General features: G+C 70.1%; 16 protein-coding genes and 1 pseudogene. 9 read left to right on the top strand and 8 right to left on the bottom strand.

Features of this window, described 5'->3' with window-relative positions; all coding sequences use genetic code 11:
* Positions 1-275 precede the first annotated feature (275 nt).
* Positions 276-2,867, top strand: coding sequence for a replicative DNA helicase (gene dnaB / locus LY40_RS07425; protein ID WP_258936342.1), 2,592 nt, complete (start codon positions 276-278; stop codon positions 2,865-2,867).
* A 34-nt stretch (positions 2,868-2,901) separates the two neighbouring features.
* On the opposite strand, the gene LY40_RS07430 is transcribed toward dnaB, so the two are convergent.
* Positions 2,902-3,627 (bottom strand): dienelactone hydrolase family protein, encoded by a 726-nt coding sequence (locus tag LY40_RS07430; RefSeq protein ID WP_258936343.1) that lies wholly within the window; start codon positions 3,625-3,627, stop codon positions 2,902-2,904.
* Between the two features lie 189 nt (positions 3,628-3,816).
* Here LY40_RS07430 and LY40_RS07435 point away from each other — a divergent pair, with 189 nt between their 5' ends.
* The gene (locus LY40_RS07435) at positions 3,817-4,308 is read left to right on the top strand and encodes an SRPBCC domain-containing protein (protein ID WP_258936344.1); all 492 of its coding nucleotides are present in this window, start codon (positions 3,817-3,819) and stop codon (positions 4,306-4,308) included.
* Between the two features lie 57 nt (positions 4,309-4,365).
* Here the strand turns inward: LY40_RS07435 and LY40_RS07440 are convergent, their stop codons facing one another.
* The gene (locus LY40_RS07440) at positions 4,366-4,947 is read right to left on the bottom strand and encodes a helix-turn-helix domain-containing protein (RefSeq protein ID WP_258936345.1); all 582 of its coding nucleotides are present in this window, start codon (positions 4,945-4,947) and stop codon (positions 4,366-4,368) included.
* A 110-nt stretch (positions 4,948-5,057) separates the two neighbouring features.
* On the opposite strand from LY40_RS07440, the gene LY40_RS07445 reads away from it, so the two are divergent.
* Complete coding sequence (locus LY40_RS07445; RefSeq protein WP_258936346.1) at positions 5,058-5,690, top strand: class I SAM-dependent methyltransferase; 633 nt, start codon at positions 5,058-5,060, stop codon at positions 5,688-5,690.
* Positions 5,691-6,033: 343 nt separating this feature from the next.
* On the opposite strand, the gene LY40_RS07450 is transcribed toward LY40_RS07445, so the two are convergent.
* Positions 6,034-7,392 (bottom strand): DUF222 domain-containing protein, encoded by a 1,359-nt coding sequence (locus LY40_RS07450; RefSeq protein WP_258936347.1) that lies wholly within the window; start codon positions 7,390-7,392, stop codon positions 6,034-6,036.
* A gap of 44 nt (positions 7,393-7,436) precedes the next feature.
* Here LY40_RS07450 and LY40_RS07455 point away from each other — a divergent pair, with 44 nt between their 5' ends.
* Positions 7,437-7,601: a hypothetical protein gene (locus tag LY40_RS07455; protein WP_258936348.1), complete on the top strand. Its 165-nt coding sequence runs from the start codon at positions 7,437-7,439 to the stop codon at positions 7,599-7,601.
* Between the two features lie 49 nt (positions 7,602-7,650).
* Positions 7,651-8,295 carry a M15 family metallopeptidase gene (locus LY40_RS07460; protein ID WP_183781099.1) on the top strand — a complete coding sequence of 215 codons (645 nt, stop codon included), beginning with the start codon at positions 7,651-7,653 and terminating at the stop codon, positions 8,293-8,295.
* Here the strand turns inward: LY40_RS07460 and LY40_RS07465 are convergent.
* The 3 genes and pseudogenes from LY40_RS07465 to LY40_RS07475 form a co-directional block, all read right to left on the bottom strand.
* Positions 8,255-8,710, bottom strand: coding sequence for a hypothetical protein (locus LY40_RS07465; protein WP_258936349.1), 456 nt, complete (start codon positions 8,708-8,710; stop codon positions 8,255-8,257). The genes LY40_RS07460 and LY40_RS07465 overlap by 41 nt on opposite strands.
* A pseudogene (locus LY40_RS07470) lies at positions 8,707-9,472 on the bottom strand (SDR family oxidoreductase). The gene LY40_RS07465 and the pseudogene LY40_RS07470 overlap by 4 nt, the downstream one beginning before the upstream one ends.
* A gap of 74 nt (positions 9,473-9,546) precedes the next feature.
* Entirely contained in the window at positions 9,547-10,143 is a 597-nt protein-coding gene (locus LY40_RS07475; protein WP_258936350.1) for a sigma factor, read from the bottom strand.
* Positions 10,144-10,293: 150 nt separating this feature from the next.
* Here LY40_RS07475 and LY40_RS07480 point away from each other — a divergent pair, with 150 nt between their 5' ends.
* On the top strand, positions 10,294-11,061 hold the full coding sequence (locus LY40_RS07480) for a dioxygenase family protein (protein ID WP_183781088.1): 768 nt from the start codon (positions 10,294-10,296) through the stop codon (positions 11,059-11,061).
* 116 nt (positions 11,062-11,177) lie between these two features.
* Here LY40_RS07480 and LY40_RS07485 read toward each other — a convergent pair whose 3' ends face one another.
* On the bottom strand, positions 11,178-14,447 hold the full coding sequence (locus LY40_RS07485; RefSeq protein WP_183781086.1) for a beta strand repeat-containing protein: 3,270 nt from the start codon (positions 14,445-14,447) through the stop codon (positions 11,178-11,180).
* Between the two features lie 199 nt (positions 14,448-14,646).
* A complete protein-coding gene (locus LY40_RS26075) occupies positions 14,647-15,993 on the bottom strand; it encodes a hypothetical protein (RefSeq protein WP_307876673.1) in 1,347 nt (448 codons plus the stop codon).
* Positions 15,994-16,409: 416 nt separating this feature from the next.
* Here LY40_RS26075 and LY40_RS07500 point away from each other — a divergent pair, with 416 nt between their 5' ends.
* Genes LY40_RS07500 through LY40_RS07510 form a run of 3 tightly spaced genes read left to right on the top strand, consistent with a single transcriptional unit; the run spans position 16,410 to position 19,412 of the window.
* Complete coding sequence (locus LY40_RS07500) at positions 16,410-17,594, top strand: AI-2E family transporter (RefSeq protein ID WP_258936739.1); 1,185 nt, start codon at positions 16,410-16,412, stop codon at positions 17,592-17,594.
* 13 nt (positions 17,595-17,607) lie between these two features.
* A complete protein-coding gene (gene macS, locus LY40_RS07505) occupies positions 17,608-18,762 on the top strand; it encodes a MacS family sensor histidine kinase (RefSeq protein WP_183781075.1) in 1,155 nt (384 codons plus the stop codon).
* The gene (locus tag LY40_RS07510) at positions 18,759-19,412 is read left to right on the top strand and encodes a response regulator (RefSeq protein WP_183781072.1); all 654 of its coding nucleotides are present in this window, start codon (positions 18,759-18,761) and stop codon (positions 19,410-19,412) included. Before macS ends, LY40_RS07510 begins: the two co-directional genes overlap by 4 nt.
* Positions 19,413-19,619 lie beyond the last annotated feature (207 nt).

The following is a 19,619-nucleotide window of genomic DNA, read 5'->3' on the forward strand; positions in this document are numbered from 1 at the left end:
GCAGCGACCCCGGCGGCGCTCCGACAGTGCCGTCCGGCGGCCGGACTACGGTATGATTCGAACTTCCGTTCGATGTCCAGGCGTACGCAGGCCCGGCCGGGCGGTGGCCGTGCCCGCCGGACACCCCGCACGAGGGCACCCGGCACCGTGGAGACTCGAACGGCGCACACGGCCGATCGACAGCCACGGCAACCACGACCACCGAGACAGCCACGAGAGCCACGACATCCACAACAGCGGATGCTCGAACGACGACGAAGGAGGTGCGCGAACCGGTGGCGATCACCGACGACCGCGGTCCCACGACGAGCGGCGGCGAGCACGGCACGTTCGACCGCCAGCCGCCCCAGGACGTCGCCGCGGAGCAGTCCGTGCTCGGCGGCATGCTGCTGTCGAAGGATGCGATCGCCGACGTCGTCGAGGTGCTGCGGCCCGGCGACTTCTACCGGCCCGCGCACCAGGCGGTGTACGACTGCATCCTCGACCTGTACGGCCGCGGTGAACCCGCCGACCCGATCACGGTGTCGGCGGAGCTGGAGCGCCGCAGTGAGCTGAGCCGGGTCGGCGGAGCGCCGTACCTGCACACGCTCATCGCGACCGTGCCCACGGCCGCGAACGCCGGGTACTACGCACAGATCGTCGCGGAGAAGGCGGTCCTGCGACGGCTCGTCGAGGCGGGCACGCGGATCGTGCAGTACGGCTACGGTGCCGACAACAGCGGCGGCGACGGTAACGACATCAACGAGGTGGTCGACCGCGCCCAGGCCGCGATCTACGAGGTCACCGAGCGCCGCACCAGCGAGGACTACGTCGCGCTTGAGGAACTGCTCCAGCCGACGATGGACGAGATCGACGCCATCGCCTCCCGCGGCGGTGACGCGCAGGGCATTCCCACCGGCTTCACCGACCTCGACGACGTGACGAACGGGCTGCACCCCGGTCAGATGGTCATCGTCGCGGCCCGGCCGGGTGTGGGTAAGGCGCTCGCGCTCGACACGCAGCTGGCCACTCCGTCCGGGTGGACCACGATGGGCGAGGTGCAACCGGGTGACCAGCTGATCGGCTCGGATGGGCGGCCCACGACCGTCGTGGCCGCGACCGACGTCATGCACGGCCGCCCGTGCTACGAGGTGGAGTTCTCCGACGGAACCGTGATCGTCGCGGACGCCGAGCACCAGTGGCTGACCGACACGCGCGCATCCCGGCGGGGAAACGCCCGCGCCGAGGTCCGCACCACCGAGCAGCTCGCCGCCACGGTCCGGTGTGGCACCGCCGACAGCCGCGTCAACCACTCCGTACAGCTCGCGCAGCCGCTGGATCTTCCCGAACGCGTCCTCCCACTGCACCCCTACGCGCTCGGTGCCTGGCTCGGCGACGGCCACGCCGCAGCCGCCCGGTTCACCACCGCCGACCCGGAGATCATCACCTACCTCGAAGCCGAGGCAGGGCTGTTCGTCCCCAGGACCGGCAAGTACGCGTACACGTTGCGCTTCCCGGAACCCGAACCGACGGAATTCCGGTCCTGCGTCGTCTGTGGCGCGGCGTTCCTACCGCGGACCAGTGAGGTCAGGACCTGCGGCCAGTCGTGCGGTGGAAAGGCGCGCTTCGTCTCCGAACCCGTTCCGGCCCCCTCGTGTCCCGACTGCGGGAAGCCGTCCTCGGGTTTCCGACTGTGTCAGGAATGCCGCGATCACCACGGGACCGTGCAAGCGGTGTTGCGGACTCTCGGCGTGCTGGGCGACAAGCACATTCCGGTCGACTACCTCCGCGCTTCGGAGGAACAACGACGAGCGCTGCTGGCGGGGCTCCTCGACACCGACGGCACCGTGACGGCCTCGGGCGGTGTCCAGTTCTCCGTCACCGACGAACGTCTCGCGGACGGCGTGTACGAGTTGGTCGTCGGCCTCGGCTACCGGTGTTCCCGGACCACCAAGCAGGTGCGTGGACGAACCGGAGCGACGTCGGTGGCGCACACGCTCACGTTCACGACCCATGACCGCGTTTTCTGGTTGCAGCGCAAACACCTGGTGCACAAGGAACGGCTCACCGGGCGCAGCCCGCGGCCGACCCCGCGGTACGTCGTGGAGGTCCGCCCCGTGACCAGCGTGCCCGTGCGGTGCGTCGAGGTCAGCGCGGGGGACCACCTGTATCTCGCCGGACGCTCCATGGTCCCGACACACAATTCGACCCTGGGCCTGGACTTCGCCAGGTCGTGCTCGATCAAACACGGCATGACCAGCGCGATCTTCTCGCTGGAGATGAGCCGCACCGAGATCGTCATGCGCATGCTGTCAGCCGAAGCACGCATCCGACTGGCCGACATGCGCGGTGGCCGCATGTCCGACGACGACTGGACGCGGCTGGCGCGGCGCATGAGCGAGATCAGCGAGGCGCCGCTGTTCGTGGACGACTCGCCGAACCTGACGATGATGGAGATCCGCGCGAAGGCCCGCCGCCTCAAGCAGCGCAACGACCTGCAGCTCGTCGTCGTCGACTACATGCAGCTGATGACGTCGGGCAAGCGCGTCGAATCGCGGCAGCAGGAGGTGTCGGAGTTCTCTCGGCAGCTGAAGCTGCTGGCGAAGGAACTCGAAGTGCCGGTCGTGGCGATCAGCCAGCTGAACCGTGGCCCGGAACAGCGGACCGACAAGCGTCCGATGCTGTCGGACCTGCGTGAATCCGGTTCGCTGGAACAGGACGCCGACATCGTCATGCTGATCCACCGGCCGGACGCCTTCGAGCAGGACGACCCACGCGCGGGGGAGGCGGACCTGATCCTGGCCAAGCACCGTGCCGGTCCGACGAGCACGATCGCCGTCGCCCACCAGCTGCACTACAGCCGCTTCGCCGACCTCGCCCAGCAGTAGCCGGGCACGGCCGGACGCGCGGCCGTAGCCGGAGTCACGTCGACACGGGCAGGCATTCGGCGAGCAGGCCGACGACGTCGCGCCACGCCCGCTCGGCGTGCAGCGGGTGATGGCCGACGCCGGGGAGCACCTCCTGGTCGACCGTCGGATGGTGGAACGCGTGGAGCGCTCCGCCGTAGACCACGAGGCGCCAGTCGACGCCCGCGTCCTGCATCTCGGCGGCGAACGCGTCCCGCTGCTCCGGTGCCATGATCGGATCCTCGGAGCCGACCCCGGCCCACACGGGGCACCGAATGTTCCGTGCTTCGTCGGGCCTGCCCGTGACCAGGCCGTTGACCGTGCCGATCGCGCGGAGGTCGGCGCCTGCGCGGCCGAGTTCCAACGCGACCGCACCGCCGGTGCCGTAGCCGACGGCGGCGATCCGCTCGGGGTCGGTCCGTGGTTCGCCGCGGAGCACGTCGAGTGCCGCCTGGCCGATGTCACGCAGTCGGTCCTGGTCGCCGAGCAGCGGACTCACCCGCGCCAACATCTCGTGCGGGTCGGTGAACCAGTGCCCGCCGTGGAGGTCGAAGGCCAGCGACACGTATCCGAGTTCGGCGAGGGCGTCGGCCCTGCGGCGCTGGACGTCGGACACCCCAGGGCCTTCGGGGCCGAGCAGGACCGCGGGTCGACGTCCGGATCCGGCGGGGAGCGCGAGGTGGCCGACCATCGTCAGGCCGTCGGCGGGGTATTCGACAGTGCGCGTGGTGACAGCTGGCATGGAGTCGAACGTAGGCCACGTGGGTACCCGACGGTCCCGTGTTCACCCGCGGCGGAATCCGCTCCGGAGCTCTGCGGTGGCGGTATCCCGGTGTGACCGCCGCCGACTCGGGAATGGACGAGTACACCGAGCCACATCTCCGCGCGCCCACCGACCTCACGGCACCGCCGACACCCGAAGGGCATCACGATGACCGACACCCGCACCACACAGGTCCATACCGTCTACATCGATGCGCCGGCCGAGAAGGTGTGGCAAGCACTCACCGATTCCGAGTACACGAACAAGTTCGGCTACGGCGGCGAGGTCACCTTCGAGGCGCAGCCGGGTGGGCGGATGGTCCACCACACGACGCCCGCGATGAAGGAGATGGGCATGGGCGATGTGGCAGTGACCGCCACGGTCGTCGAGATCGACGCGCCGCACCGGCTCGTACTGGACTGGCAGGCCGCCTGGCACACCGACGAACCGCCGCAGCGCCTCACCTACGACGTCGTCCAGGGCGGGTCCGGTCTGACCAGGGTGACCCTGACGCACGACGTGACCGATGCCCCGGAGACCGGGAGCGACGTGGCGGGCGGCGGCGACGCGGAACGGGGCGCAGGCGGCTGGCCGTGGATCCTGTCCAGCCTGAAGACGCTGCTCGAGACCGGCCGCACGATGACCACCGCGGGCAGCTGACACCCGCGGACCGACCATCGGACGGTGGTCGGACAGTGGTCGGGGCACCGCGGCGCACTAGGGGCGGTAGCTGGCACGCACGTGGAAGCGTTCGCCCTGCGGGCCGAGGATGCTGAGGAACTCGGCAGGACGTTGGTCGGCGTTCCCGAACCAGTGGGGCAGATGGGTGTCGAACTCGGCGACCTCGCCCGCGGTGAGCACGAGGTCCTGGTCACCGAGGATGACGCGCAGCCTGCCGCTGAGGACGTACAGCCAGTGGTAGCCCTCGTGCGACCGGGGCGTCGGGGTCCGGTCGTTCGGCTCACCCGGCAGGATGTGCTTGAACGCCTGCAACCCGCCCGGCCTGCGCGTCAACGGCAGGACGGTCAAGCCGTCGCGGCGCATCGGCCGCGGATACACCCGCGGATCGCCGACCTCCGGCGCTCCGACCAGGTCGTCCAACGCCCGCCCATACGCCCTCGCCAGCGGCAGCAGCAGGTCGAGCCCCGGTTTGCGCTGTCCCGATTCGAGGCGCGACAGCGTGCTCACCGAGATGCCCGTGAGTTCGTGCAGCGCGCTCAACGTCAGGTCCGCCTCCGCGCGCAGCTTCCGCAACCGCGGTCCCACGGCCGTCAACACGGCGTCGAAGTCATCGTCCATGCCCGAAATTGCAGTTCCGGCAACAGGTGTTGTCAACACGCGCGGTCACGGTGTTGCGGATCCGGCAAGAGGGTTTGTCGGTTCACGGTCGGCGAGCGCACCGTGGCGGTATGACTCAGCAGCAGACCGGCGGCGCCGCCTTCTGGGACGAGCGCTACCGCGAACAGGAGCAGCTCTTCAGCGGAAACCCCAACGGCGTGCTCGTCACCGACGTCGCAGACTTGCCGCCGGGGCAGGCGCTCGACGTCGGCTGCGGCGAAGGCGGCGACGCGTTGTGGCTCGCGCAGCGCGGCTGGCACGTCACCGCGATCGACATCTCACGCGTGGCACTGGAACGAGCGGCTCGGACCGCCCGCGAGCACGGCCTCGGCGAGCGCATCAGCTGGGTCCGCGGCGACCCCACGACCATGCCCCCGCCAGCGCGAGCGTTCGACCTCGTGTCCGCGCACTACTTCCCGCTGCGCCGGGACGCCGGAAGCGGCGCCGAATCGGGACGCGGTGCGCTCCGCAGCCTGCTCGACGCCGTCTCGCCGGGCGGGACGCTGCTGTTCGTCGGCCACGACCCGAGAGGCGTCGACGAAAGTCACGAGCCGCACGCCTACTACCAGCCCGACCAGGTCGCCGAGCTGCTCGACGACGACTGGAACGTCGAGTGCCACGAGACCCGCGCCCGCACGTCAGCCCCGCCCGAAGGCACGCACCACACCCACGACGTCGTGCTCCGCGCCCGCCGCCGTCGGTGAAGGGCCCGCTCACGCGGCGCGTCGACGTGGCGGCGCGGCAGACATTTCACCCTGAGGAGGGCGATCTCTGGTCGCCGCTCTAGAGATGTCTTCGCGCAAGCTCCGCGATCCGGCTCCAGGGCAGGTGGCGCCGAAGCAGCCCGGCTCGCTTTCGCGGATTCGGTTCGCTTCTGGCGGCATCTGCCGCTACCTGCACGACTGCAGGAACCTTGCCCAGAGCCTCGGCCATCCAGACGAGCGAAGCAGGGCCAAGAAGCCGATTGTAGGTCCGCTTCGCGCTCGTGTTCGGTTGACGCCTTCCTAACCAGCCCCTCGGTGCAACTAGCCCGGTGGCCGGGTCCACCTAGAACGGCGGGCTGTCGTCGTTCTGCCGTTCCGCGTCGGTGGTGTCTCGCGCCGGTGCAGCTACGACGGCTTGGCGATGTACCGGGGCGTCGCGTCCCAGTACGCGACGTGTCGGGCTGTCGTGTCGCGCGGCGCAGCGCGCCGAGGTGTCGCGTGTCGGGGCAGTGCGTGTCGGGGTGAGGATGGGGTGGCGGTGTGCGGTGTAGGTCGCCCCGTGTGGTGTGGTCACGCGGGTGTTGCCGTGGACGGGGTCGTAGCGGGTGTTCCAGCCGGGCTGGTCTTTCAGCCGGTGGTGCCGTCGGCAGCGCGGCCCGCCGTTGGCGACCGAGGTTGAACCACCACCGCCGCCGTCGTCGGTTGTGGCCCAGGGGTGTTCGTGGTCGTGGTCGCAGTGCCGGGCCGGTCGGTGGCACCAGGGCATGACGCATTCCCGGTCCCGCACCCGCACCAGCTCGCGGATCACCGCACTCGGCCGCCGCCGCCTGCGCCCCAGATCGACCGGTTCGCCCGTGCCGGGATCGCACAACACCGCGCGCCAGATGCTGCGCTCGTTGGTCATGATCTCCCGGGCAATCGGAGCCGGGACCGGCCCGTAACCGTCCAGCTCACACCCCTCGTCGGAGATCGCCAGGGCCGCATCCACCGGAATATGCAGAGACACCATCGCCGCCGCCTCCAGCGGCGTCACCCCGGGATCGCGTCCCAGCAGCAGGTCGGCGGTAACGTCCGCGCGCAACTGGTCGAGGGTGCGCTGGTCGCCACCGCGGCGCAGCGACCGCGCCATCCCATCCACCCGCGAATAACACGCCGCCGCCACCTCCGCCGGCAGGCTCACCTCCAGCGACGACATCACATGCTCACCCGGGGCGAGTTCCAGCTTCCGCTCCACCCGCGCCCGGCGGGAACGCTCAACCTGCCCACCCGGGTCGACCCTCTCCACCAACCGTCGCACCCGCTGGGCCAGGTTCCCCGGCTGCCACGCCGTCTCCGGCGCATCCACCAACTTGTCCGCCAACAAAGCATCGACGCTCCGGGCAGCCTCATCGTCGAGCGGGTCGACCACCGCCAACACCCGCCGCGCTCCGTACGCCTCGAGCTCACCGGACCGCATCGCGTCGAGCAGCTGCGGCATCCGCCGCACCAACGAGGCACCGTCGTCGATGCGGCGTTCGACCTCCCGCGTCGAGACCCGCAACACCGGCGTCAACTCCTCCGCCACACCGCGGTCATCACCCACAGCCGCCGAAATATCGGCCAGCAGCGCCAGTTCCTCGGCATCCAGCCGCGCCCGCCGACCCCGCAGGCCCTGAAGCCGCTCGATCTTGTCACCAACACCGTCGTCCCCCACGTCATCCACAACCTCCATATTATCGAACTCATGGTCGAAACAACCATTACACAATGGAGTGGACCGATGCCGACCGCGCAGCCGAAAGCTCGACCAAGGAAACGACTCGGGGCGGCCCGCACATGGTCGGCCGGTTCCATCGCCGCACGGTTCTCGACCTGCCCATCGATCCGGCAACGCGCAGCGGAAGTCTGCTGGCCCTGGTGCTCCATCCATAGATCGTTGTGGTCATGGTTCTCGGATGGAGCGCTAGGGCATGATCACGTCATGAGCGACGTCATTCTGATGTCCGATCCCCGGGTCGCTGCCGTGCCTGTCGATGACTGCGATGAGCCACTTGTCGATGTGGGAAGCGACGGCGAGATTCTGGTGGACGACCGCCGACGCGACCCGGCAGGCGATTTCCGCATGGTTCGCCGTGGCGTACACGAACGGATCCACCACGCACAACGCCTGCTTCCCGCCGGGATGCGTTTCCTGTTCGTCGAGGGCTACCGCCCACCCTCGCTGCAACGCCGCCACTTCGAGGAGTACGCCGCGACCCTTGCCACTGCCCAGCCCGATTTGTCGGGCGATCAACTCCACGCTGCAGCCAGCCGTTACGTGTCACCACCGGAGATCGCTCCGCACAGCGCAGGCGCGGCGGTCGATCTCACCCTCGCCGACGCCGAAGGACGCGAGTTGGACCTCGGCACCCGCGTGAATGCCAACCCGGAGGAAAGCTCCGGAGCCTGCTACATGGCTGCCTCGAGCATCAGCGACGAGTGCCGCACCCGTCGCGAGGTGCTGGCGGCGGCGCTGACCGGCGCGGGGTTGGTCAATTACGCGACCGAGTGGTGGCACTGGTCGTACGGTGACCGCTACTGGGCTCTCACGAGCGGAGCCCCGGCTGCCGTCTACGGTCCGGCCTGAGTTCACGGCCTCGGCCCGTTCCCAACCTGGTGGTCAGCACCAGCAGGACGGCGGGGATGGCGACCGCAGCGGACAACGCGATCATCAGGCCGATTCCTTCGGCCTGCGTGAGGTGGTGCAGCAGCCGGGCGTGGATGACGACGTGGGCCACTGCGAACACCAGGTAGCTGACCAGAGCGATCCGGGCCAGATCGCGCGTGGTCACGACGACGGCCGCGATCAACACGACCGACAGAGCCAGGCTCATCGCGCCGTAGTCGAGCATCAGATGTTCGTTGTAGTCCATGCGCATGCCGACCCACGGGATCGCAAAGAACGCCCGCGGGAACAGCAGGGCCCAGCAGCCGATGACGAGCTGCGTGGCGAGGAGGAACCCCAGCCCGCCGCGCAGTACCGCCGTGACACCCGTGTTCATCCCGGCCTCCTCGTCGACCCTGCCAGGAACTCGTCGAACGTCGTCCGGCCGGCGGCGTTGCCGGGGACGAGATGTCTCCCTTCGCGATAGCCGCGGAACGTCCTGCCCGGCAACGGAAGCGGCAGCACGACTCGGCGACGGCCCGTGACCTGCAGGTATGCCCGGGCGAGTTCGCGAGTGGTGCGGATCTGCGGGCCACCCAGATCGGCCACCCGGCCCGCCGCGGGCTCCGCGGCCAGTGCCGCCAGGCGATCGGCCACATCACGCACGTCGATCGGCTGGAAGCTGACACCCGCAGGCACCGCGACGGCGGGAGACCACCGCTGCATGGCGAAGAACGTCGCGACGAGGTCGTGGAACTGCGTCGTGCGCAGGATCGTCCACGGCAGTTCGGAGCGTTCGACGAGGCGCTCGCAGTGCTGTTTCGCCCGGTAGTAGGCGAGCGGTATCCGGTCACTGCCGGCAATGGACACGTAGACGACGTGGGGGCGGCCGGCGCGGTGAGCTGCGGCGAGCAGATTCCGTGTGGCCGCCACGTCGCCGCGCCCCATTGGTCGTCGCACAGTGGACGACGACCTCCACACCGGCGACGGCGGTCGCCACCCCGGCACCCGTCCGCAGGTCGCCCCGCACCCACTCCGCGCGCCGATCATCCGCGTGCACGCGACTCAGCACCCGCACCTCATGACCGGCGGTCAGCTTGTCCACAACGGCTCTGCCCAGGGTGCCCGTACCACCCGTGACCAGGATCGAAGTTCCCATCGGTCCCACCTTCGGATCGGCGTGCGACACCGCCCGTCGCCGGCGGACGGCATCGCGCGCAACTGGCATTCCCCTTACGAATCGGACGGCCACGCGGAGTGTGACAGCCGCAGAGTCCGGGCCGAGGCGAAACCGAGCTTGTCCGGGGTCGCGGCGATTCGGATTCCGGTGATGACACCGTCGCTCACCTCCAGCACCAGCACCCGACGAGGCCGGGCCCGTGCACGCTCGACCGCTGCACGGCGGGCCGCCGCCGCGTCGCCGTTGACCTCGGACACCACCAGATCCGGACTGTCGCCTGCCTTCGCCAGCGTGCCGAGCAGATACCGCGCCACCTTCGAGCTGCCCACCACGGAACGGCGCGCCCACCCGGCCACCGCCGTCGACCCAGGAGACGACATCCTCGGACAGCAGCCGTTCCGGCAGCTACGGACCCGGTAGTGCTCCCGTCGGGTCCTGGCGGAGATGAGCCGGTTCAGGCAGAGGTTCGTCGCAACCCGGACCAGCCACGCCGACGGCGTCCTGATCGTCTCCGGCCGCGCGCCCGTGCCAACTGACGAACGTGTCTCCTGCAGGACGTCCTCGGCGTCGGCGGCCGAGCCGAGCATCCCGTACGCCACCCGGAACACCAGCGGCCGGTGCCGTTCGAACTCGGCCACGTGGCCTGTCATGACGTCGCCGCATGACAGGGACGGTGAGCCAGGGAACCCATCCGACCTGCGGTGACGGACACCTCTGTACGCGAACCGTGGACCGGGCGTATCGTTGTCGTTGAAATTTCAACATGATGCCGAGAGTTGTCGACCACCGGAGGAGGCGTCATGACCGACCGGATGCCCGTGCTGTACCTGAGCCACGGGGCGCCGCCGCTCGCCGACGACGCCACCTGGACACGCCAGCTCGCCGACTGGTCCACCGATCTGCCGAAACCGACGTCGATCCTCGTCGTCTCCGCCCACTGGGAAGAGGCACCCGCCACGCTCGGCGCCACCACGACGGTCCCGCTCGTGTACGACTTCTGGGGCTTCCCCGACCGCTACTACGAAGTCACCTACGCGGCACCCGGCGCCCCCGACCTCGCCGCCGACGTGCGGAAACTCCTCGGCGAGAACGTCCACGACGACCCCACTCGCGGCCTCGACCACGGCGCCTACGTGCCGCTCGTCGAGATGTACCCCGGCGCCGACATACCCGTCCTGCAGGTGTCGCTGCCGACCCTCGACCCCCGTGCGCTCTACGACTTCGGCCGCCGCCTTGCCCCGCTCAGGGACCGCGGCGTGCTGATCATCGGTAGCGGCTTCTTCACGCACAACCTCGTCGCGATGCGCCAGACCGACGGCTCCGCCGGAACGCCACCCGCGTGGTCGGCCGAGTTCGACGACTGGGGTGCAGGCGCACTGTCCACCGGCGACATCGACGCGCTCCTCGACTTCCGGCACAAAGCCCCCGCGGCCGGGATCGCCCACCCGAGGACCGAACACTTCGCGCCACTGTTCGTCTCCCTCGGCGCAGGCGAGGGCCGCCGGCCGGACACCGTCATCGACGGCTACTGGCACGGCCTCGCGAAACGCTCCGTCCAGCTCGGCTGATCCACCGGCACCGGCGATCGCCCCACACACGGAAGCGGGCCCCGGAAGCGTCATCGCTTCCGGGGCCCGCGAATCACTCAGTCGGCGTCACACGGCCGACGGCGGATGTGTTCGGCTCAGATGAACGCACCCAGGCCGTAGCCGTTGACGGCCACCTCGTCGGCCGCGCCCTGCAGCGCGTCCGCGTCGGCCGGCACGTCCGCCGGAACCTCCGGAGCCGACGGCACGCCGCCGAAGTCCGCGGAACGCATGTCCGTACCGCCCAGCTCGACACCGTTCAGCGACACGTCGTCCAGCGCACCCGCGAACTCACCCTGCGTCGGGTCGGCCGGCAGCTGCGGCACGTGCGAACGCTGCGCCGGCATCGCGGGCAGCTCCGGGGCACCCGCACCGGACAGCTCCGGCAGCAGGCCGTTCACCGGCAGCTCACCGGCGGGCAGGTCGCCCGCACCCGGCATGCCCGGCGCGGCGGGCAGCTCCGGGGCCGACGGCGCCGCGGTGGGCGTCGCCGAACGCTGCATCGGCGAAGCGGAAGCCAGCTCCGGCGCCCGGTTGGCCAGCGCGTCGAAGTACGGCGTGTTCGGCATGCCCGTCGCGGGCAGCTCCGAACCGGTGATCTGCTTGTCGATGATCGGGTCGATCGGCGCGTCGGCGACGGTCAGGTCCGTGTCGTTGCTGGCCATGGTGGTGGCCTGGCCGAGCAGCGCGAGCGGCACGTCGTACACCTGCGCGACGACACCGATCGGACGCTGCATGTCCACACCGGACAGCGCCTGCTGGTCGCCGGCCGTCGTGGTGGTGCCGCTGGACTCGCCCACCGTCGTGTTGTCGCCGATGGCGTTCGCGACCCCGCCGACAGTGGCTGCGTTGCCGAACAGCTGCGCCACCGCGGTCAGCGGCACGTCGACGATCGAGCCGGAGATCGCGCCGCCCATGCCGGACGTCTCCTTGTCGCCGCCGGAGGTGACGTCCACGAAGTTCGCACCGGCACCGTTCGCGACACCGGTGAGGCTGGCCGCGTTGCCGAAGGCCGACACGATCGGCATCGCGTCGGCGCTGACGATGTTGCCCGCGATCGAACCGCCGTCGCCGACGGTCTCCGAGTCGCCGCCCGCCTCGGAGACGACGTCGTTCACGCCGGTGCCCGACGCGGTGCCGATCCAGTTCGCGCCGTTGCCGAACACCGACGCCGCGCCACCGGCCGGAACCTCGACCAGGTTGCCCGCGATGGAGCCTTCCTCACCCGACGTCGTGGCGTCGCCGCCCGCCATCGAGTCGGTCAGGTTGCTGCTGGTGCCGTGACCGTTGCCGATCCAGCTGGCGCCGATCCCGTGCACCTGCGCGGGCATCGACACCGGGACGAAGCCGATGTTGCCCGCAATCGTGCCCTTGTCGCCCGCAGCGGTCGCGTCGCCGCCGGCCTCGGTGATCGTGTCACCCTCGCCCTCGCCGATGCCGTTGCCGATCCAGCTGGCGCCGACACCGAAAACCTGCGCGGGCAGCGCCACCGGCGCCTGCACCAGGTTGGCGTTCGCGAAGCCGTAGTCGTCGATGGTGCTGCCGCCACCGCCGGCGATGACCTCCTTGGTCTCCTCGCCCTCGCCGACGCCCTGGCCGATCCAGCTGCCGCCGACGCCGAAGACCTCGACCGGCGTGGCCAGCGGCACCTGCACCAGGTTGCCCGAACCGGAGGACTCGTTGGCGAGCGTGCCGTTGTAGCCGCCCGCGTCGACGAGCTTGTCGGACTCGGCGCTGCCAGAGGCGTTGCCGATCCACGCGCCGCCCACGCCGAACACCTCGGCGGCCGACGCGATCGCGGCCGAAGCCGTGTTGGAGGACAGGACGGACTCGTCACCCGGCGTCAGCGTGTCGCCGCCGGCGACCGCCTCGGTGCTGTTGACGTGGTCGTTGGCGTGCGCGTTGCCGATCCACGTGCCACCGACACCGAAGATCTCCACCGGCAGCGCCACCGGGGCGTCGACGATGTTGCCCGAGCCCGCGGCCTCGTTGCCGTTCGTGTTGGAGGCGCCGCCCGCGGTCATCGTCGCGTCGGACGCCGTGCCGCCGGCCTGCCGGTCGCCCGAGGTGCCCGTCGCGGCGTTGCCGATCCACGAACCCGCGACGCCCGTCACCGACGCCAGCGACGCGACCTGCGGCTGGGCGATCGTGCCGGATGCGAAGCCGTTCTCGCCCTCCGTCTGGATGAAGCTGTCGATGTCGTGCATGCCCGGCGAGGTGTCGTCGCCCGCGGCGGCGTCGACCATCGACGAACCGGATGCATCGGCGTCACCGCCCCACGTGGCGGCGTTGTTGGCTGCCCGCACCGGCAGCGCGACCGGAGCGCCCACCACGTTGCCCGCGACGGAGCCGCCCTCGCCGTTGGTGGCGAGGTAGCCGCCGCTCTCGGCGGAGCTGTTGGCGTCGAAGTCGGTCTCCGAGTGGCCGAGGAACCATGCGATGGCGTTGCCCGACACCTGCACCGGCGTCGCCAGCTGCGGCGAGACGACGTTGCCCGCACCGGCGCCGTTGGAGCCGTCGGTGTCCACGTCGCCCGTGGTGGTGGCATCCTGCGACGCGCTGCCCGTGGACTTGCCCGAACCGAACAGGCTGCCCGCGTTGCCGGAGATCTGCACCGGCGCCGCCCAGTCGAGGGCCACGACGTTGCCCGCGAGCCCACCGGAGGAGCCGTCGGTGCTGACGTCGGAGTTGTGCTCGTAGGACTGCTCGGAGTCCGAGTGCACCTCGGCGTCACCGAGGATGCCCACCGCGTTGCCCGTGATCTGGATCGGCAGCGCGATGTTGGTGTCGACCTTGTTGCCCATGAACGGGTCGTCGCCCGGCTCGGGCACCTGACGCGCGTCGGTGCTCCCGGCCTGCTGCGTGAGCGTGTCCGTGACCTGATCGGCCTGCGGAACGGACTCGGACACCGGCCCGGGGAGCCGGTCGGCGCCGGCATCGGTCGCCTTCGTGACCGGCGATTCGGCGCTCGGCGCGGCCTTCTCGGTGTGCGGGCCCGTCTGGGTCATCGCCGCATTGCCGCGGTCGGCCGCGGACTGCACGCGCTCGGTGACGGGGGCCGCAGCGTCGTTGACCTTGTCCGTGACGGGCTGGGCCTTCTCCATCGCCGGAGCGGCGGCCTCGTTGACCTTGTCCGTGACGGGCTTGGTGCTGACCTCCCTGTCGACACCGGGCAGGTCGTGCTGGCCCATCGGCGTGCCGACCGCGTTGTCCTCGATCTGAACGGGAACGCTGACGCCAGCATCGAGCGGACCGGCGGGGGAGTCCGGGTCGACGTTCTCGTCTGCGGAAGCGATGCCGGTACCCAGCATCATCATGCCACCGGTCACCAGCGCGGTCTGCAATCCGCGCTTCGCCCAGGTCTGCATTATGTGGTGTTCTCCTTTTCCTAGGTTCCCTGTTGAGAGGGCATATTTGCGCTCCGCCGAACGCGCGGGGACATGAGGCGGATGGCGAGCACGCCGAAAGGCGCGTCGCGGGAAATGCGGGGAAAGGAAAAGCCGACGCGGAGAATAAAAGCGGAAAAACGGAATCCGCAGGGGCGCGCCGGCTACCCCGCGGAAGTGATCAGTCGGGCGTCACACCGGGCTGCGAACCCGGGGACATCGACTTGTGCAGCAGGCCGGAGCGCAGGGCCGCACCCACGGCGGCCACGGCGAACGGCTCGGCCGTGGTGATGACGGCGCCGGACGGCGCATCGGCATGCGTGCTGCCGGCGATCGACGAGTGCGACGGCACGGATGCCGGCACGTACTGCGGGTCGAACTCCGGGACCGACGACCTCGTCGGCTCGCCGGAGTCGGTGTCGACGGCGGCACTTTCGGTGCTCTCGCCGTCGTGACCGGTGTCGTCGACACCGGACGTCTCATGGTGACCGTGGTCCGAAGTGGACGTCACGGTGTGATGCCGCTCGCCGCCGGGCGCGCGGGCGTCGGCGTCGTGCGGTGAAGTCTGGGGCGCGCCTTCGGACAGGTCCGGGCCGCCCGGGCCCATCGGCACGTCGGACGGCGACGGCAAGTCGGCCGGATCGGCCGTGAAGCCGGACCACGGCAGCTCGAAGCCGGACCAGTCGTCCCAGCCGACCGAACGGTCACCGGACCAGTCGTCGGCGGCTGCGCGCAGCGCGTCACCGAAACCGTGAACGGCCTCGCGGGCCCGGCCGGTGACCTTTTTCCAGGTGTGCTCGGCGTGAGGTCGCCCTGCGGAACCGTCGGCGGCGCCGCATGATTCGGACGGCTCGGCGGTCTCCGGCGTGTCGGTGTCGTCCGGGCGATCGGCATCCGGGCGGTCGGCGTCCGAGTCCTGGCACGTTGCGCTCTCGGCGTCGCCGGAGGCTTGGGTGGCGTCGGCACTTTCGGCCGGCTCGGCGGCATCCTCAGCATCCGCCAGGTCTCGGCCACGATCGGCGAAGCGGCCGATGTCGAACCGGTCGCTGTGCGCGTCGTCGAACAGGCCGCGCACGTCGGTCGGACCGGGCGCGGCTGGGTCACACTCGGCGAGATCGCCGGCGTCGACACGGTCCGCGAGGTGGCGGCCGAACGCGGTGTCGGCCGATGCCTCATCGGCCTCCGAGGTGTCGCCCTCCGGCGCACCACCGTGGTCCACACCACCGTCGGGCGACTGCGTCTGCCGTCCGTCGGACCGATCGCCGGAGGACTGGGAATCGGCTGCCTTGGAGCTCGAGGAACCGGAGTCCTTCGCTTGGGAATCCCCGGCACCGGAGGTGAACGGCACGTCGGCCGACGGCTTGGCTTCGCCGATGTTGTCGAGCGGGTTCTCGACCGCGGAGGCGGACGTCGCGCCGAAGCCCCATGCGATCGCGGTGGCGGCCGCTGCGCCTCCGGAGACGGTGAGCGCGCGCCACAACCACCGACGGACGCGCCGGGCGTCCGGTGTCGGGGTCGTCGCTGTCACGCGCACTCCTCGCGAATCTCGAACCCGCACGAATCGGCATCGGGGAACGCCGGTGCGTGCAAGGGCCTCACAAGCCTCGTCCCGTCAGCGCCCACCCTTGGACACCGCGGAACATGAAGAAGAATCGGAAAATGAATTCCGGCGCGGTTTCACCCGCGTGCCGATGACAATGGCAAACCCGAGCCCCGGAAATCACGTCCAGCACGACTTGATGGCACGAAGGTGTGAAAATCACGCGCCGTATCAACGCATCACTCGGCGTAGCAGCCCCCGCCCGTAGATCGACTCACCGCACACGGCGACGTCGACCTCGATACGGTTAGCCCGTGGACGACGACACGGCCCGGACGCCCGGGAGCCTCCCCTCCGACCCCGCATCCCACGGCAGCCCCCTCGACGCCGACGTCGCACGATCGGTGCCGAAGGGCTTCCGGGTCGCGGCAGCGTTGTCCTGGCGGTTCCTGGTCATCGTCGCCGCGCTGTACGTCATCGGGGAGGTCGTCGGCTACCTGCCCGTCGTCGTGATCCCGCTGTCGGTGGCGCTGCTGCTCGCCGCGTTGCTGATCCCCGCGGTGCACCGGCTGATGCGGATCGGCCTGCCGCAGACGTTGGCGGCCGTGATCGTGCTGATCGGCGGACTCGGTGTCGTCGGCGGGCTGCTGACGTTCGTCATCATCCAGTTCACCGAAGGCCTGCCCGCGCTGCAGCAACAGGTCTCGCAGAGCCTCGAACAGATCGAGGACTGGCTCATCAACGGGCCACTGCACCTGCAGCAGACGCAGATCCAGGACGCCATCAACAACGGCGTCCAGTTCATCCAGGACAACCAGGCCGCGGTCACCTCCAGCGCACTGACCACCGCGGGCACCATCGGCACGTTCCTCACCGGGTTCCTGCTGACGCTCTTCATCCTGATCTTCTTCCTGACCAGCGGAAACCAGATCTGGACGTTCCTCATCCGCGGCGTGCCCCGCAACGTGCGCGATCGCGCCGACCTCGCGGGCCGCCGGGGGTTCACCTCGCTGATCAACTACGTGCGCGCGACCGCCGCCGTCGCCGTCGTGGACGCCGTCCTCATCGGCGTCGGCCTGTGGATCATCGGCGTTCCCCTCGTGGTGCCGCTGTCCACCCTGATCTTTCTCGGTGCGTTCGTCCCGATCATCGGTGCCGTCGTCACCGGTGCCGTCGCGGTGCTCGTCGCACTGGTGACCAACGGCTTCATCGCCTCGGTCATCGTGCTGGCCATCGTGGTCGGCGTCATGCAGGTCGAAGGCAACGTCCTGCAGCCGCTGCTGCTCGGCCGTTCGGTGCGGTTGCACCCGCTGGCCGTCGTCCTCGCGATCACCGTCGGCCTGACCGTGGCGGGCATCCCGGGCGCCCTGCTGGCCGTCCCACTGCTCGCGGTGCTGAACGCCGGCATCAAATCGCTGGTCCACGGCGACGAATTCGAAGGTGACGGTGATCCCGTGACCGGAACCGATGTGGCCGGATCCGAGTCCGACCCCGGCGGTACGGACCACGACGACCCGAACGCCGCATCCCGGGACACGAATTCCGACACTACGGTGACGACCGGCGAATCAGACAGATCAGAGGAGTAGTCAGGCGGCCCCGATGACGACCGCATCCAAACCGAACCTGCTCGACCCGATCACCCCGTTGTGGTGGGGAACCATCGTGTTGCGGTGGATGACGCTGGCGTTCGCGCTGGGTGCGGTGATCGTCCACTTCCACGAGTACCGCAACCTGGCCCTGGCATGGGGCGCGTGGGCCGTGATGCTCGTGTGGTCGATCGTGACGACGGCGGCGTTCGTGCGCGTGCGCACCCGCTACGCGGGTCTCGTCGTGGCGGACGTGGTCGTGACGTGCGGCATCATGCTGCTCTCGCAGCTGGCGCTGTCCGAGTACCAGTTCGCCATCACCGCGCCGCTGCTGACGACCGTGTGGGCGTCCGTCGCGCCGCTGACGGCAGGCGCGCGCTTCGGCGCCGTCGGCGGGGCTGCAGGCGGGCTGATCGTCGCCGTGTGCACCGGTGTCGCCCGCTGGAAGTTCGACCTGGACGTCGCACGCGACGGGCTGCTGCTGTTCGCCAGCGGCACGATCATCGGCATGGCCGCGACGACCGCGCGCCGGTCGCAGGCGGTGGTCTCGCGCGCGATGCGGGCCGAGGCCGCCACCGCCGAACGCGAACGCCTCGCGCGCTCCATCCACGACAGTGTGCTGCAGGTGCTAGCGCGGGTGCGCAGGCGCGGCGCCGAACTCGGCGGCGAGGCCGCGGAACTCGCCAAGCAGGCGGGCGAGCAGGAGATCGCGTTGCGGGCCCTCGTGACGTCGGAACCCCTCGGCCCCAGCGACGGCAACGCCGACCTGCGCGCCGCACTCGGGGTGCTGGCGACCTCGAGGGTGCAGGTCTCCGGACCCGCCTCCGAGGTGCGGCTGCCCGCGGACACCGTCGGCGAACTGCTGACCGCCGTGAAGGAGGCCCTCTCCAACGTCGACAAGCACGCGGGCGAGGGCGCGAAGGCGTGGGTGTTGCTGGAAGAGCTCTCCGACGAGATCGTACTGACGGTCCGCGACGACGGGCCAGGCATTCCCGAGGGCCGGCTCGAAGCGGCGGCCGAGGAAGGACACATCGGCGTCGCCCAATCCATCAGGGGCCGGCTCGCCGAACTGGGCGGGACGGCCCGGCTCGACACCGCACCCGGTGCGGGAACCGAGTGGGAAATGCACCTGCCACGACCGGTCGACCTGAGGAGGACCACCCGATGACGGTGTCGGTGATGATCGTCGACGACCATCCGATGTGGCGGGACGGCGTCGCGCGGGACCTGAGTGAACACGGCTTCGACGTGCGCGCCACGGCGGCTGACGTCGACTCGGCCGTGCGGGTGGCGACCACGGTCACCCCCGACGTCGTGCTGATGGACCTCAACCTCGGCGAACAATCCGGGGTCGACGCGATCAGGGCGATCGCCGGACAGCTGGCCGACACCCGGGTGCTCGTGCTGTCGGCCAGCGGTGAGCACGCCGACGTGCTGGAGGCCGTGAAGGCGGGCGCGTCGGGCTATCTCGTCAAGTCGGCGTCCGTGACCGAGCTGGTCGACGCCGTGCGGCGAACCGCCGACGGCGACCCGGTGTTCACGGCGGGCCTTGCCGGCATGGTCCTGGGCGAGTACCGGCGGATGGCCGAAACACCGAGCGGGGGCGATCCGCCACCCCAGCTGACCCAGCGCGAACAGGACGTGCTGCGGTTCGTCGCGAAGGGCCTGACGGCGCGGCAGATCGCCGACCGGCTCGTCATCTCCCACCGCACCGTGGAGAACCACGTGCAGTCGACGTTGCGGAAACTCCAGCTGCACAACCGCGTCGAACTCGCCCGATACGCCATCGAGCACGGTCTCGATCAGGAACAGGAGTGAGCCTTCTCCGACATCCGGTGTGGTTCGGGGGCGGTTCTCAGGGGTTTCCCGGATCCGCCGCGGCGGTCGCGGTCGTACCGTTCTCGGTGTGACTGAATACTCCAGCGACGCGACTCCCGCCGACGGCGCGCACGCAGCCGCGCCGGGTGCCGATGCGACGAGCTCCGCGGAGCCTGCCGACACGGCGGAACCGGCGGCCACGGCCGA

The organism is Prauserella salsuginis (assembly GCF_024648885.1).
Taxonomy (GTDB): Bacteria; Actinomycetota; Actinomycetes; order Mycobacteriales; family Pseudonocardiaceae; genus Prauserella; species Prauserella salsuginis.